14 protein-coding genes are annotated in these 15014 nt (G+C 62.3%); 6 read left to right on the forward strand and 8 right to left on the reverse strand.

Annotated features, from left to right (window positions below):
• The first annotated feature begins 116 nt into the window (after positions 1–116).
• From mltG to gmk, 3 genes are all read left to right on the forward strand, one after another.
• Complete coding sequence (mltG, locus tag AYK65_RS05765) at positions 117–1304, forward strand: endolytic transglycosylase MltG (RefSeq protein ID WP_081158026.1); 1188 nt, start codon at positions 117–119, stop codon at positions 1302–1304.
• A gap of 182 nt (positions 1305–1486) precedes the next feature.
• Complete coding sequence (locus AYK65_RS05770) at positions 1487–2374, forward strand: YicC/YloC family endoribonuclease (RefSeq protein WP_081158076.1); 888 nt, start codon at positions 1487–1489, stop codon at positions 2372–2374.
• Positions 2375–2377: 3 nt separating this feature from the next.
• Positions 2378–3037, forward strand: a complete 660-nt coding sequence (gene gmk / locus AYK65_RS05775) for a guanylate kinase (protein WP_026612633.1) — start codon at positions 2378–2380, stop codon at positions 3035–3037.
• Positions 3038–3055: 18 nt separating this feature from the next.
• Here gmk and rsmA read toward each other — a convergent pair whose 3' ends face one another.
• From rsmA to AYK65_RS05810, 7 genes are all read right to left on the reverse strand, one after another.
• A complete protein-coding gene (gene rsmA / locus AYK65_RS05780) occupies positions 3056–3880 on the reverse strand; it encodes a 16S rRNA (adenine(1518)-N(6)/adenine(1519)-N(6))-dimethyltransferase RsmA (RefSeq protein ID WP_081158027.1) in 825 nt (274 codons plus the stop codon).
• Positions 3880–4908 carry a 4-hydroxythreonine-4-phosphate dehydrogenase PdxA gene (gene pdxA / locus AYK65_RS05785; RefSeq protein WP_081158028.1) on the reverse strand — a complete coding sequence of 343 codons (1029 nt, stop codon included), beginning with the start codon at positions 4906–4908 and terminating at the stop codon, positions 3880–3882. The genes rsmA and pdxA overlap by 1 nt, the downstream gene beginning before the upstream one ends.
• Positions 4909–4918: 10 nt before the next feature.
• Positions 4919–5863 carry a SurA N-terminal domain-containing protein gene (locus AYK65_RS05790; protein WP_081158029.1) on the reverse strand — a complete coding sequence of 315 codons (945 nt, stop codon included), beginning with the start codon at positions 5861–5863 and terminating at the stop codon, positions 4919–4921.
• Positions 5864–6072: 209 nt separating this feature from the next.
• On the reverse strand, positions 6073–8421 hold the full coding sequence (locus tag AYK65_RS05795) for an LPS-assembly protein LptD (protein ID WP_026612629.1): 2349 nt from the start codon (positions 8419–8421) through the stop codon (positions 6073–6075).
• A complete protein-coding gene (lptG, locus tag AYK65_RS05800) occupies positions 8421–9503 on the reverse strand; it encodes an LPS export ABC transporter permease LptG (protein WP_026612628.1) in 1083 nt (360 codons plus the stop codon). Before lptG ends, AYK65_RS05795 begins: the two co-directional genes overlap by 1 nt.
• Positions 9500–10672 (reverse strand): LPS export ABC transporter permease LptF, encoded by a 1173-nt coding sequence (gene lptF / locus AYK65_RS05805; protein ID WP_026612627.1) that lies wholly within the window; start codon positions 10670–10672, stop codon positions 9500–9502. The genes lptG and lptF overlap by 4 nt, the downstream gene beginning before the upstream one ends.
• Before the next feature lie 32 nt (positions 10673–10704).
• Complete coding sequence (locus tag AYK65_RS05810) at positions 10705–10911, reverse strand: hypothetical protein (RefSeq protein WP_244559949.1); 207 nt, start codon at positions 10909–10911, stop codon at positions 10705–10707.
• A 73-nt stretch (positions 10912–10984) separates the two neighbouring features.
• Here AYK65_RS05810 and AYK65_RS05815 point away from each other — a divergent pair, with 73 nt between their 5' ends.
• Positions 10985–12478, forward strand: coding sequence for a leucyl aminopeptidase (locus tag AYK65_RS05815; protein WP_081158030.1), 1494 nt, complete (start codon positions 10985–10987; stop codon positions 12476–12478).
• 35 nt (positions 12479–12513) lie between these two features.
• Positions 12514–12963: a DNA polymerase III subunit chi gene (locus tag AYK65_RS05820; protein WP_081158031.1), complete on the forward strand. Its 450-nt coding sequence runs from the start codon at positions 12514–12516 to the stop codon at positions 12961–12963.
• Positions 12964–13031: 68 nt separating this feature from the next.
• Here AYK65_RS05820 and AYK65_RS05825 read toward each other — a convergent pair whose 3' ends face one another.
• Positions 13032–13958: a Gfo/Idh/MocA family protein gene (locus tag AYK65_RS05825; RefSeq protein ID WP_081158032.1), complete on the reverse strand. Its 927-nt coding sequence runs from the start codon at positions 13956–13958 to the stop codon at positions 13032–13034.
• Between the two features lie 179 nt (positions 13959–14137).
• Between AYK65_RS05825 and AYK65_RS05830 the strand changes: the two genes are divergently transcribed.
• Complete coding sequence (locus tag AYK65_RS05830) at positions 14138–14977, forward strand: GNAT family N-acetyltransferase (protein ID WP_081158033.1); 840 nt, start codon at positions 14138–14140, stop codon at positions 14975–14977.
• Positions 14978–15014: the final 37 nt, after the last annotated feature.

The following is a 15014-nucleotide window of genomic DNA, read 5'->3' on the forward strand; positions in this document are numbered from 1 at the left end:
TGCATGGTTCGTCTCCATATCCATGCAGTATCACGTCACACTGGCCGCCGGTCTAAGCCGAAATTCGCACCGGCGGTGGTAGGAGTGAGGTTGCGGATTTCGGATTCGGGATAATCGTGAGCGACTCAAACGATAACAGCGCGGCACAATTCGGCCGCAATGAAGCCGGGAGCAATGGGCCGATCATTCCGAAATCGGCAAACGAGGCGTTGCGGCCGGAAAAGGTTCCGCAGCCTCCCAAGCGATCGCGCAAGGCGCGCAGCCAGGTCGTCATCTTCTTGAACTTCGTCATGACGGTGATCGTATTCGTGGCTCTCGCAGCCGCCGGCGCGGTCTATTACGCGATGCACGAATATGAGAAGCCCGGTCCATTGGAGGCGAACAAGAATTTCATCGTTCGCAGCGGCGCCGGCATCAGCGAAATTGCCGCAGGCCTCGAGCGCAACGAGATCATTACCGACAGCCGCGTCTTTCGCTTCGTCTCCGAGGCTTATCTTGACGACGAGACGCTGAAGGCCGGCGAGTACGAGATCAAGGCCCGCTCCTCGATGCAGGAGATCATGCAGCTCCTGAAATCCGGCAAGTCCATCCTCTATTCCGTCTCGCTGCCGGAAGGGCTGACGGTGAAGCAGATGTTCCGCAAGCTCGCCGATGATCCTGTGCTCGTCGGCGACCTGCCGACTGAGCTGCCGCCCGAGGGCTTCCTCAGGCCGGACACCTACAAGTTCACGCGCGGCACGAAACGCGCCGAGATCGTCCAGCAGATGATCGCTGCACAGAAGGCGCTGGTCGAGCAGATCTGGGAGAAGCGTGATCCGGATCTGCCGGTTTCGACGATCGACGAATTCGTGACGCTTGCCTCGATCGTCGAAAAGGAAACGGGGCGTGCCGACGAGCGGCCGCGCGTCGCTTCCGTCTTCATCAATCGGCTGGAGAAGGGCATGCGTCTACAATCGGATCCGACGATCATCTATGGTATTTTCGGCGGCGAGGGCAAGCCGGCCGACCGGGCGATCCTGAAGTCGGACCTGGACAAGATGACGCCCTACAACACCTATCTGATCAAGGGGCTGCCGCCGACGCCGATTGCAAATCCGGGCCGGGCAGCACTTGAAGCCGTCGCCAATCCGTCGCGTACGCCTGAGCTCTATTTCGTCGCCGACGGTACGGGTGGGCACGTCTTCGCCGAGTCGCTGGAGGAGCACAATGCTAATGTCCGCCGCTGGCGAAAGCTGGAGGCCGAAAAGGCGGCGGAGGCGGCCAAGGCGGCCCAGGATGCCGTCACGCAGACCGGAGCCCAGTAACAAAGGTCGCATGTGGACGACGTGATCGCGGCGCGGATATCCCTTGCGGGATGCCGCGCCGCCACCTTATTGCAACTGCAACTGCAGCGCCGCGACTTACCGGACGCAAAAAGTCGCTGCAGCACTTTGGATCCTGCATGTTCCCGATTTCAGGAAGCACGCAGCAGCGAATGGAGGAAACCATGCCGCTCCAATCGATGACCGGCTTTGCCAGGAGAGAGGGGAGCAGCGGCCGCTATCGCTGGGTCTGGGAACTGCGCTCCGTCAACGGCAAGGGGCTAGATCTACGGCTTCGCCTGCCGCCCGGCCTCGAGCGCTTCGAGCCCGACTGTCGACGCCTTGCTTCACAATACTTCTCCCGCGGCAACCTGCAGATCGGCCTGTCGCTCAACGGCGCGGAAACGACTGTCCAGGCGGTCGTCAACAGGGAGGCGTTGGCCGCGGTCCTTAAGCTTCGCGAGCAACTCGGCGATTTCGTCGATCCGGCGCCGCTCAGGTTCGACACGCTGCTTTCGCTTCGTGGCATCGTCGATTTTCGTGAACCCGAGGAGAGCGAGAGCGAGCGCGCGGTGCGCGACGCCGAGGTCCTCGTCGGCCTGGAACTCGCCCTGGCCGATCTGAGGTCGATGCGTGAGGAGGAGGGCAGAGCACTCGGCCAAGTTCTGCTTGCGCAGGTGGATCGCATCGAGCAACTGACGGCGACCGTTGAAAACGATCCGTCCCGCAGCCCGTCGGCCATCGCCGATAGGCTGGCGCAGCAGGTCGCCCTCATCATGGACAACGCATCCTCCGTAGACCGCGAAAGGCTGCATGCGGAGGTGGCCCTGCTTGCGACGAAGGCCGACCTCAGAGAAGAACTCGACCGACTCGGCTCGCACATCGCGGCCGCGCGCGATCTTCTGACGAGAGGGGGGCCGGTTGGGCGCAAGCTCGATTTCCTTGCACAGGAATTTAACCGCGAATCGAATACGATCTGCTCGAAGTCGAATGCCGCCGCCGTTTCCGCCGCCGGTATCGAGCTGAAGGTCGTGATCGACCAGTTCCGCGAACAGGTTCAGAATCTGGAGTAGCATATGAAGCCGGCGACCGTTTCGCCCATCAAGATCGCCCGCCGCGGGCTGATGCTCGTGATTTCGTCGCCATCGGGCGCTGGGAAGTCGACGATTGCGCGCAACCTGCTCGAAGCGGACCCGGAATTGAGCATTTCGGTGAGCGTGACGACGCGTCAGCGGCGACCGAGCGAGATCGAGGGGCGACACTATTATTTCAAGACGATCCGTGAATTCGAAGCCTTGCGAGCGACGGATTCCCTGCTCGAATGGGCGGAAGTGCACGGCAATTTCTATGGCACGCCGCGCGATGCCGTCGAGAAAGCAATGGCCGAAGGTCGCGATATGCTCTTCGATATCGACTGGCAGGGCGCCCAGCAGTTGCAGGAAAAGATGGCCGGCGACGTCGTCTCGATCTTCATCCTGCCGCCCTCCATGGCCGAGCTGCAGTCTCGGCTGCACCGGCGCGCCGAAGATAGCGAAGAGGTCATCGCGACGCGGCTCGCCAATTCACGTGCGGAAATCGAGCATTGGCGGGAATACGACTACATCGTCGTCAACGATGATCTCGACCGCGCCTTCTCGGCCGTGCGCGCGATCGTGGAAGCCGAGCGCCTGCGCCGCGACCGCCGTCCCGGCCTGTTCGAATTCGTCAACGGATTGTTGACGGAAAATCCATTCTGAGGCTGCCAGCCGCGCGCTTCAAAGGCAATTGGCCAATTGGCAAAATTCTTCGACGGTGAGCGTTTCCGCGCGCCGCTGCGGGTCGATGTCCGCCCTTGCGAGCAGCGCCTCGCCGCCGACGGGCTTCAGGCTCTGGCGGAGCATCTTGCGGCGCTGGCCGAAGGCAGCTTGGGTCACTTTCTCTAGGGACGCGGCGGAACAAGGGATTGGATTCTCGATCGGCTCGAGATGGACGACCGTCGAGGTGACTTTCGGCGGCGGCGTGAAGGCCTGCGGCGGCACGTCGAATGCGAGACGTGCTTTCGTCCGCCAGCCGCAGAGAACGCCGAGCCGTCCGTAGTGGTCGTCATCGGCACCGGCGACGATCCTGAGGCCGACCTCGCGCTGGAACATCAGCGTCATGGATTGCCAGAAAGGCGGCCAGCGCTCGGGCAGCAACCAGTTGACGAGAAGCTGTGTGCCGACGTTATAGGGCAGGTTGGCGATGATGCGTACCGGGCCGTCGGCAAGCGCCTCGAAGTCGACCTTCAGGGCGTCGCCTTCGATGACCTGGAGCCTTCCCGGATAATGGGAGCCGATCTCGGCGAGCGCCGGCAGGCAGCGCGCGTCGCGTTCGATCGCCACCACTTTTCTGGCGCCGAGTGCGAGGATCGCGCGCGTGAGGCCGCCCGGACCGGGGCCGACTTCGATGACGGTCACGTCCGCGAGTGGACCGGCGGTGCGCGCAATCTTCTGGGTCAGGTTGAGATCGAGCAGAAAGTTCTGTCCGAGCGCCTTCTTCGCGTCGAGACCATGGCGCTGGATGACGTCGCGCAGCGGCGGCAGACCGTCGAGTGCCGCCATCAGCGGTTTGCTCCTTCGGCATTGCCGGCAAGCTCGGCGGCGAGCCGCAGGGCTGCCAGAAGACTGTCCTCGCGTGCGACGCCTTTCCCGGCCAGGCTGAAAGCGGTGCCATGATCCGGCGAAGTCCGGATGAATGGTAGGCCGAGGGTGACATTGACGCTGTCGTCGAAGCCCAGCGCCTTAGCGGGGATCAGCGCCTGGTCATGATACATGCAGATGGCGACGTCATAGGTCTCCCGCGCCCGGTCGTGGAACATGGTGTCCGCCGGCAGCGGCCCGACGACGTCCAGTCCATCGGCACGCAGACGGTCGATGACGGGGCGGATGACGGCGTCGTCCTCGCGGCCGAGCGCTCCCCCTTCGCCCGCGTGTGGATTGAGGCCGGCAACCGCCAGCCTGGGCTTCGGCAGGCCGAAGCGGCTCTTAAGGTCGGTGGCAGTGATCGTACAGGTTCGGTAGATCAGGTCCGGCGTCAGCGCTTTCGGAACGTTTTTCAGCGGAATGTGGATGGTGACAGGAACGGCGCGCAGCTTCGGTCCCGCAAGCATCATCACCGGCAAGGCTGCGACCCCCGTCGCTTGCGCCGCAAGTTCGGCGAGATATTCCGTGTGGCCCGGAAAGCGGAAGCCCGCCTGGTAGAGTACGGCCTTCGCAATCGGATTGGTGGCGACCGCCGAAGCCTCGCCGCTCATTGCGAGCCGCACGGCCGTGTCGATCGCACCGGTTACGGCAGAAGCGTTCGCCGCATCCGGTTGGCCGGCGACAACAGGGGCGGGGCAGGGGATAGGCCATACGGGGATGGCCTGCTCGAAAACGGAGAATGCTTCGAAACTATCGGTTTCGCGGATCGGCACCGTCTGACCGAGCATCTTGGCGCGCGCCGACAGTACCGCTGGGTCACCGATGAAGAGGAACGGCGGCGTCGCCCGCTCGGTCCGTTTTGCCCACACGGCAAGGCTGATATCCGGCCCGATCCCGGCCGGATCGCCCATCGTCAGGGCGACCGGCCTGACGCGCGTCTCATTCATGATGGCCCGCTTACTTGTTGACGATCTGCGCCTTTTCACGCAGTTCTTCGAGGTACTTCTCGCTGTTCGGATCCTGCCCGCCCGCCTTCTTCTTGCCGAGATCCTCGGCGCGGAAGACGATCTCGGCGGCGGTGTCGTCGTTGACCTGCCGCTTTTTGCAGATTGCCAGATATTCCACGCCCTTCTCGGTGACGCGCGTCCCGGTCGTCATGCCGTCTCCCGCTTTTTCGACGAGCGGCTTCCACTCCTCCGGCAATTGCTGCGCCAGCAAGCGACCGAGGTTGCGGATCGAGACGTCACGATAGTTGGCCGCGAAGGCCTTGGATGTTTCGCAGCCGGGGAATTGCGAGCGTGACGCATTCGCTTCGGCCTGTCGTTTTGCCGTGATCGCGCCTCGCTTGGATTCGGGGATGACGAAAATGATCTGCTGGAGGAAGTATTCCGTCGTCACCGGCTTGTTGCCGCCGCCTTCCATCATACGCTTGACGAGGTCGCCGCCGGAAAGGCGATTAGCGCTGCCGTAGCGGAAGTTAACGACACGCGGCCAACTCATCTGCACGGCGATGTACTGTTTGAAATGATCGACGCCGACGCCGGCCTGCTCAAGGATCTTGCCAAGTTGTTCCGGTGAAAGCTTGTTTCCGGCGGCAAAGCGTGCGTAGGCCGCGTCGACGTCGCTCGTGCTGACGGATTGCTGGACGCGCGCGATTTCGGCGCGTTTCAATGTTTCGTCGATGAGCTGCTGCTTTGCTTCGGCCGCGCCGCCGCCCTGTCGTTGAAGACGGAGAAAGGCGGCCCGCTTCGCGATGTCGCCCGAGGTGATCACGGTGTTGTTGACGATCACCTTGACCTCGCTCGCGGCCCTCACAGCCGTATTCGCGGCAATGCTCAGCACCCCGGCCAAGGCCAGTGCCGAGAGCGCCCGCACCATCGAGTTTTTCCCGCCCATTTTCATTTCCCTACTCGTCCCCCCGCGCCAAAGCTGCCCGCGACCGCCTGCCGTTCCGTCAGCCCGCGCCTTCCGGTGTCAATTGGAGGCAAATGCATAATACATGCGGCCAAACGATGACAAGACCGCACAATCAAACGGGAACGCGGCGGCTGCAGCCGCGCTCTCTTCGATGCCGCAGGGGAGACGGGCAAGGCGGAAGGCTTGCCTCGGTCTTAGAAATAATCCAGCTCCTCGAACCTGGTCTCGCCGACATTGATGTCACCGAGTGTGCGGAAGCTGATGCGGGCGCCGATCGACCAGTCGTTCGCAACCGAATTGTCGGGGTCGCGCTCCTGCTTGTAGACGATCGAGAACAGCGTGTCCTGGTCGTCATAGGTGATGCCGAGCCCGTTGCGCGAGACCACGCCGTTGTTGATGTCATAGGTCAGCGCGCCAAATACGGACCAATAGTCGTGGAATCGATAAGCGGCCGCCGTCTGGATTTCGTCCTGGTCAGAGTTCGAACCGTAAAGCGGCTGTGCCTCGATGCGCGTATAGGTAAACGCGGCCTGCCAGTTCAAGCCGAGATAACCGACCGTCGCATCGGCACGGCGCAGGTCGAAGTCCCTCTCGTCCAACCGGCCCGAGAGGCTCGCCATCAGGCCGGAGGGTGCGTCGATGCCAACCATTGCGACATAGTCGGAGCTGTCGGTCTCGAGCCCCGAATCCGCGCCGACCTTGACGAGATCGTCCGTCGCGAAGGAGTTCAGGCCGGCGAGATGGAAGGACTGGCCGGCAATGGCGCGCAGGCTGTAGCCGTTGTCGAAGCTGCCGGTATAGCGGAAGCCGACATTGGCGCGCGTGCCGCCTTCGATGCGGTCGTATCCTGAGAACTTGTCGCGATCGAAGAGATTGGTTGCGTCGAAGACGAAGCTCTGCGCGTCTTCGTTCGGTAGCCCGCCGGCGTACTGTTCGTCGGGACGTGCGTAGATCTGGCCGATCGGCTCCAGAATGTGGGTGCTTCCTTCACCGGCAAAGAGGATCGGATAGCGCGCCTCCAGTCCGGCGGTCAGCATGCGCCGTGTAACCGCATCGCTGCTATTGAAGTTGCCGGTATAGCCGACAGGATCGTCCACATTGACCCCCAAGGCATCGCCGCGTGCCGCAAGCAGCGGCGTCAGCACGAGGCCCCCGGGCGCGATGAAGGTGCGCTTCCATTCGACCTCGCCGGTCAGCCTGTGCGACGTGCCCTCGAGCCCGCGAAAGCGATCGACGCCGAATACCGTCGTGTCGCGGTCGAGACGGTTGCGCTTGACGTTCGTCAGGTTGAAATCGGCGGTGAGTTCGCCGCCGAAAACGGGGCCCGGCGCGGTGTAGGAATAGTCGAGGACCTGAGCGATTGGCTGTTGGTTTTCCTCGATGCTGTCGGGATCGGCGTCCTGGATGTCGAAATAGAATGCCCGCAGGTCGAAATAATTGCGCTTGCCGAGGCCCGTAAGATAGGCCTGATTGACATAGGTGCTGCTGTCGAAGCCCTGCAGGTCATAGGTCCTGGCAAAGTTGTTGTCCGACTGGACGAGCACGTTCCAGCCGAAGGTCCAGCGAGGATTGATTTCGAACTTGCCTCGCGAGCCTATCATGCCGCGATTGGTTTCCAGCGCGTCGACGGTACCGGCCGTGAATTCCTCTCTGTCCATTTGGCTGATGCCGGCGACGTTCAGCGTGTGCAGACCATTGTGAAACTGCTGGCGGAACTCGCCCTCGAGCAGGAAGCCCTGGCGCGTCAGCCCGGTCGCCGTGATCGTCGCGTCCATATAGGGCGAGATCGCCCAGTAGTAGGGTACGCCTACACCGGCGCCGAGCTTCTGCGTGTAGCGGAACTGCGGGAAGAGAAAGCCGCTCTTGCGTTTGACCGTATGATCCGGGATTTCCATCACCGGAATATAGGCGATCGGTTTGCCGAAGAGCTCAAAATAGGCATGCTCCAGCCGAATCGTGCGCGTGCGGCCGTTCTGGACGATGCGCTGGGCCTTGATGTGCCAGAGAGAGCGGTGTTCCGGCTTGATATTGCAGGGCGTACAGGCCGTATAGACGGCCTTGTTGAGGATGAATTCCTCGCCGCCGCGTCGCTCGCCCGTCTCTGCCGCCAGTCGCGTCAGATCGGTGGTCTCGATCCTGAGTGCCTCGACGAAACCGTCGCCGAAATCGTCTGTGACATCCATCCTGTCGGCATAGACGACATTGCCGCCGGGTTCGACCAACTGGATATCGCCGGTTGCAAGGATACGGCCGGTCTTCTGATTATAATCGACCTGGCGGGCCACCATCTTGTAGCGGCCGTACTCGATCTGGACGTTCCCGCGCACCGTTACGATTTCCGCGTCGCGGTTGTACACAAGTTCGTTGGCCGTCAGCAGGAGTTTGGCGTCAGCCGGAATGTTCGGCTGCAGCTCGTCGATTCGCGTTGCTGTGTCCTGCGCCAAGGCCGGCGCATCCATTCCGATGGCAAGGGTATGCAGCGCCACGCCTGCAAGCAGGGCAGCTCTGATAAGCTTCATGCGTTCGCGGTTGCCTACCGCCACTAGCCATCCTCCTGATGCAGTAGAATCGTCGAGCCCAGCGCCATCGCTACAACAACCGGTAGCCAGGCTGCAACGAACGGAGGCACGATGCCGCTGCTCCCGAATGCTTTGACAAGCACGGTGACGACATAAAGCACGAAGCCCGAAAGGATTCCACCGAGAATCACCGAACGCGATTGGTTGAACCGGCTAAATTTTAGCGACACACAGGCGGCGATCAGCGTCATCGCGACGAGAAGCAGCGGCAACGCCAGGAGCGAATGAAACTGCGTTTCCATCGCGTTGGTGGAAAAGCCGAAGGACCGGGCCACCTCGATTTTCCGCGGAAGGTCAAAAAACTGAATAGAATCAGCCTTTGCCAAGCGTTCCTGCACGAAATCCGCCTTCAAATTGGTGGGAAGCTGTGCCGTTTCCAAACGACGCGGCAGCCGCCCGATCTCGGTTTCGACGACGTTGTTAAGAAGCCAGTAACCATCTTCGAGTTTCGCCGACTTGGCATCCTGTCGGCTGGTGATCGTGCCCTGTGGATCGAAGTGGATGACGGTCACGTTGATAAGCTCCGTGCCGCCGTTCTGGACGGAGCGCGCGCCGATGATCGTATCGGTGCCATTATAGATCTGGCGTAGCCACGGGACCGAGTTCGTTGCGGCGGAACGGGACGAGCCCCATTCGGCCTCGAGGGCTTCGGCCTTCTTCGTTCCCCAGGCGGAAAGCGGGTTCAGCGCGATCACGGCGAGCACGCCGAAAAGAAACGCGCCCAGAACGAAGGGGCGAAGAAACTGCCAGACGGAAATGCCGGCCGCTCGCGTGACGACCAGCTCATAGCGCCGGTTGAGGGAGATCAGCGCAGCCATGGCGGCAAAGAGCGCCACGAAGGGGACGGTCTGCTGCAGGATCGTCGGAATGCGGAACGCGGTCATCAGCAGCGCACCCGTGACCGAATAGTGCGGCAAGTTCGACATGCGGCTGGTGAGTTCGCTGAAATCGATGATGAAGATCAGCGTGAAGATGCCGACGAGGAACCAGAAGGTGGTGATCGCGTAGCGCTTGAAGAAGTAGCGTCCGAGCGTGTCGAGGATCATGATGGCTGCTCCCCGTCGGCGCCTGCCGGGCGCATGAGCCGAAGCCGAATCATGATGTCCGAAAGCTTTTCCTGCCACGTCGTCGGTATGTCGAGGCGGCTATTGCTGGCGAGTTGGTGTATGGCGAACGCGCCGGTCGCCAGCGGGATCAAATACATGAGCGGCACGAACCACAGCGAATCTTCCGCGCTGTTGCCGGCGTAGAAGGTCATCCAGCGAATGACCAGCGCGGCGCCGAGCGCGCTGATCATAGGGTGCACGCGGGCCTCTCGGTGGGAGCGGGCGTCACTGCTGACGACGAGTGCGATGAGGCCGAACAGCAGCGGGAAGGTCCACTCGGTGAAGCGCCGATGCAGTTCCGCCGTGAAGGTCAGGGGAGCTCTCTTGTAGGCCGGGTCTTCCGGATCGGGATTGAGCAGGTAGAAGAGGTCGCGATCCTTGGCGCGGATGTTGGCCTCGCCGGCCATCCTGGTCATGTCCGTCAGGTCGAAGGCATAGGAGTCGAACTTGATCACCGAGACGTTGCCGTCGGGCAGCTTGCGATGGACCTCGCCGTCCTTCATCACGAGCGCCGAGCGCTCCTCGTCGACCGCCCCCTCGCGCGCATAGTAGATAAGCTCGAAATTTGGATCGCGCGCATCGGCGACGAAGATGCCGTGAAGAACGCCGCCGCTGCGGCGGGCACCCACTTGCACGTAGAGCCCGTCGGTCACCTTGCGGAAGGCGTTTTCCTGCACGACAGAAGCGAGCAGATCGGCATGGGCCGTCGCGATCATCTTGCGCACGGCGACGCGCGAATAGGGCTCGACGAAATTGTCTATGGTGAAGGACAGCACGCTGAGCCCGGCGGCGAGATAGATCACCGGCCGGATGATCGACATGCGGGAACTGCCGGCCGCACTGAGAACGGTGAGCTCCGAATCGGTGTTCATGGCGCTCAGCGTTTGCGTGACGCCGATCACTAGGGCGAACGGCAGGATGATCGGAACGACCGAGGGCAGGATCAGCGTCGCAAGCTTCAGAAAGGCGAGGATGGACTGGCCGCTGTCGGTGACGAGGTTCACGTTGGTGAGCGCTTGCGTCGTCCACACGATGCCGAGCAGCGGCAGGAGCGTTGCGAGGAACATGATCGCGGCGCGCCGGAAGATGTAGCGTTCGATCAGCTTCATGTCCGTATACGGTCCAAGATCCTGTTCAAGTTTCAGTGCCGTTCCGCTGCCGGCGCGTTGCTGCGCTTCGCCAGCCGATCGGACCGGTCTTCGTTTCGCCTCGCTGTCAGAATCTGAAACAACAAGGAAAATATAAGACGAAGAACTGCGGTTAACCGCATGTAAACATGTGCGGCCATCTTGCCAAGCGCCTCAAAAGCGAGAAGGGTGCGCGCCACAGCTTTGACCATGGCCGACATCGAGAATGTCCGCCAGTGTAGCCGTCCGGTAACAGGCCGGCGGCAACCACATCAGAAGTGCCCGGAGCCCTGCATGCCGATGAAATTCGAGTTCACTTTCAGCAAGTCCCATCGTCCGACCGGCGGCGTCGCGGTCCTCCTGCAGGCCGCGGGCGCCAAGGAAGCAGCCGGAGCGGCGGTCGCCGATCCGGAAGGCGTTCTCGCGAAGGCGGCAAAGATCGGCAAGTTCACCGGCAAGGCGCTCTCGACCCTCGACGTCATCGCGCCGCACGGCTCGCCGGCCGACCGGATCCTTCTTCTTGGCGTCGGCGATGCGGCCGCGGTGCGCGACCATGACTGGCTGAAGGCCGGTGGCGCGGCGGCCGCGAAGCTGCGCTCCGCCGAAAAGGTCACGATCTTCCTCGATGCACCGGGTATCGACGTCACCGGCAAGGCGGCCGCGGACTTCGCCCTCGGCATGGAAATGAACGCCTATGCCTTCGAGAGCTACAAGACCAGGAAATCGGACGACGAGCCGAAGACGGCGCAAAAGCCAATCAAGGTGACGATCGTCACCGGCACCGTGATTGCGGCGAAGAAGGCTTTCGCGACCGCCCAGGCGATCGGCGAAGGGGTATTTCTCGCACGCGATCTCGTCAACGAGCCGGCAAACGTCCTCGGTCCGGTGGAGTTTGCCGCGCGGGCAAAGGAACTCGAAAAGCTCGGCGTCGACGTTGAAATCCTGACCGAGCGGGACATGAAGAAGCTCGGCATGGGCGCGCTGCTCGGCGTCGCGCAGGGCTCCTCCAGACCGCCGCGCCTGGTCGTCATGCAATGGAAGGGCGGAAAGGCGAAGGACAAGCCGCTCGCCTTCGTCGGCAAGGGTGTCGTGTTCGATACCGGCGGCATCTCGATCAAGCCCGCCTCCGGCATGGAGGACATGAAAGGCGACATGGGCGGCGCGGCCGCCGTGACCGGTCTCATGCACGTCCTTGCCGCGCGCAAGGCGAGCGTCAATGCTGTCGGCATTCTCGGACTGGTGGAGAACATGCCGGACGGCAGTGCCCAGAGGCCCGGCGATATCGTGACATCCATGTCCGGGCAGACGATCGAAGTGATCAACACCGATGCCGAAGGCAGACTCGTCCTCTGCGACGCCCTGTGGTATTGCAGCGATCGCTTCAAACCGCAGTTGATGATCGATCTCGCGACGCTGACCGGTGCCATCATGGTGGCGCTCAGCAATCATTATGCCGGGCTGTTCTCGAACGACGATCGGCTGGCCGAGCAATTGCTTGCGGCCGGTACCGCGACCCACGAGCGCCTGTGGCGCATGCCGCTCGGCAAGGAATACGACAAAATGATCGACAGCAAATTTGCCGACATGAAAAACACCGGTGGCCGGCACGGCGGCTCCGTAACGGCGGCGCAGTTCCTGAAGCGTTTCGTCAAGGACACGGCCTGGGCCCATCTCGACATCGCCGGCACGGCCATGGGCTCGCCGACCGATGAAATCAATCAGTCCTGGGGTTCGGGCTTCGGCGTGCGCCTGCTCGACGAACTTGTCCGCGCGAATTACGAATCCTGACCCTTAGCGGGGTTAGGTGTCCGGGAAAGATCGGCATGACCGAGATTCTTTTCTACCATCTGACGGAATCGAAACTCGAAGAGGCTCTACCGCCGTTGCTCGACAAGAGCATCGAGCGCGGCTGGCGCGTGGTCGTGCAAACGGTCGATGCCGAAAGGCGCGACGCGCTGGACACGCATCTCTGGGTCTATCGCGACGACAGCTTCCTGCCGCACGGCACGGACGCGGGCGACTTCGCGGCCGAGCAGCCGATTCTCATCGTGGCCGATGACGGCAACCAGAATGCTGCGACCGTGCGTTTTTTGGTCGATGGTGCCGAACCGCCCGAGGTCTCCGGCTACGAACGGGTCGTCTTCATGTTCGATGGCTATGATCAGCAGCAACTCGAAGCGGCACGCGGCCACTGGAAGCGGCTCAAGGGTGAGGGGCACACGCTCACCTATTGGCAACAGAACCGGGACGGTCGCTGGGAGAAGAAGGCCTGACAGCTCTTCGAAAGGGAGAAGGCCCACGGCTTTAGCCGCCGGCCTTCTCCTGAAAGGCAGCGAAACGCTCAGTCGTGGAATGCTTCCACGAACTTGCGGCGGCCGAGCATGAAGGCGTCCGCAACATGCCGGAGCGGCGCGAGGTCGACATCCGATCTGCCGGCCCTGATGATCTCGGCGAAACGGCGATAGAGCATCGGATACTCCTGCTCCGGCTCCTCGTGCACGATCTTGCCGTCCACGGCAAGTTTCGCGCCGCCTTCGGAGAGAACCATCTCCACGGCATCGGTCTCCGCGATGATGTCCCAGCTCTGCTTGCCGGTCTGGCGCCAGTCGAACTCGGCGGAAACGCTAAGCTTATGGGCATCGCTGAAGGCGATGGTGGCGGCAATCGGGGCGTCGCGGTTCTCGGGGAATTCCAGCGTCGCGGAGGTGATGAAGATCGGGCGGGGCAGGATATGCGTGACGATCGAAAGGGCATTAATGCCCGGATCAAAGACGCCGAGCCCGCCGGCCGCCCAGATCCATTCCTGATTCGGATGCCAATGGCGGACATCCTCCTTCCAGATGATCTTGGCGCTGCGGATCGTCGTCGACGCGAGAAAGCTCTTGGCGGCTTCGACCGCCGGTGCATAGCGGGAATGCCAGCTCGCAAACAGCGAAAGGCCCTTTGCCGCCGCCAGGGTCTCGAGGTCGGCGACCTCGCTCAAGGTCGCCCCCGGCGGTTTTTCGAGAAAGACGTGCTTGCCTGCGTCGAGTGCGGCGCGGGCGGCCTCGTAACGGTACTGCGGCGGCATACAGAGCGAAACCGCGTCGATAGCTGGAACCGCGTCGAGCATGGCGTCGATAGACTTGAAGTTATCGATGCCCTCGATGGTTCCGTGGCGGCTCGCCGCCGCGATCAGTTGGTAGTCGGCATTCTTAGCAAGCGCGGGCAGGTGCTGATCGCGCACGATCTTGCCGACGCCGACAATGGCAATTCGAATGGGGGCCATGGTGCTTCGCTCTGATTAGTATGATTTATTCTCGACTCTTGTAGCAGATTGGGAACGGCGGGCAACCGGGTTCCAGTTGCGAAATTAAGCTGCCGCCTTGGGTGGACAAGACGGGATGCGAATCTATGTTTCCGTCTTCACCGGTCCGGACCGCCCGAGGAGCATAGTCGAGGATTGCCATGCCAGATATTCGTCACGCGACTCGGGCCGAGCTCGACACGATCATCGACTGGGCCGCGAAGGAAGGGTGGAACCCGGGTCTCGAGGACGCCAATGCATTCTGGGCCGCGGATCCGGAAGGCTATTGGGTCGCGACCGAGCATGATGTCCTGGCGGCCGCCATCTCCGTCGTACGCTATGGCAGCCAATACGCATTCCTCGGGCTCTATATCGCTGAACCGGCCTATCGCGGCAGGGGCATCGGCCTGGCGCTCTGGAAGCACGCGATTGCTCGTGCCGAGGGGCGAACCATCGGCCTCGACGGGGTGGTGGCACAGCAGGAGAACTACCGCAGGTCCGGCTTCGCCTGGTCGCACGCGAACATCCGCTATGCGGGAGTCGTCGATGTCGCCGAGCCGCCCGGGACGAACCTTATCGATGTCGCACCCGTCCATGCTGCGGCTCTCATCGACTACGACCGCCGCTTCAATCCGGCGCGCCGCGATGCTTTTCTGCACGAATGGACAAAACAGTTGCAGACGCGGCGCAGCGTCGTGCTGCTGCGCGACGGCACGATCGTCGGCTACGGCACGATCCGGGCCTGCCGCGAGGGCTTCAAGATCGGTCCGCTCTTTGCCGATAACGAAACCGGGGCCGATCTGATTTTCCGCAAGGTTGCCGCCGGCACCAAGCGGGCGCTGATCCATCTCGACATCCCGGAGCCGAACGCCTCGGCGCGGGCGCTTTGCGCGCGGTACAACATGAAGCCGGTGTTCGAGACGGCGCGTATGTACCGCGGCCCGGTGCCGGACCTGCCGCTCGCAAGGATTTACGGCATCACGACATTCGAGCTCGGCTGACCAGCGCGGGAGAAGGAAAGGTGTAGACGGATTTCTG

The sequence above is a fragment of the Ensifer aridi genome, from assembly GCF_002078505.1.
Lineage (GTDB): Bacteria > Pseudomonadota > Alphaproteobacteria > Rhizobiales > Rhizobiaceae > Sinorhizobium > Sinorhizobium aridi.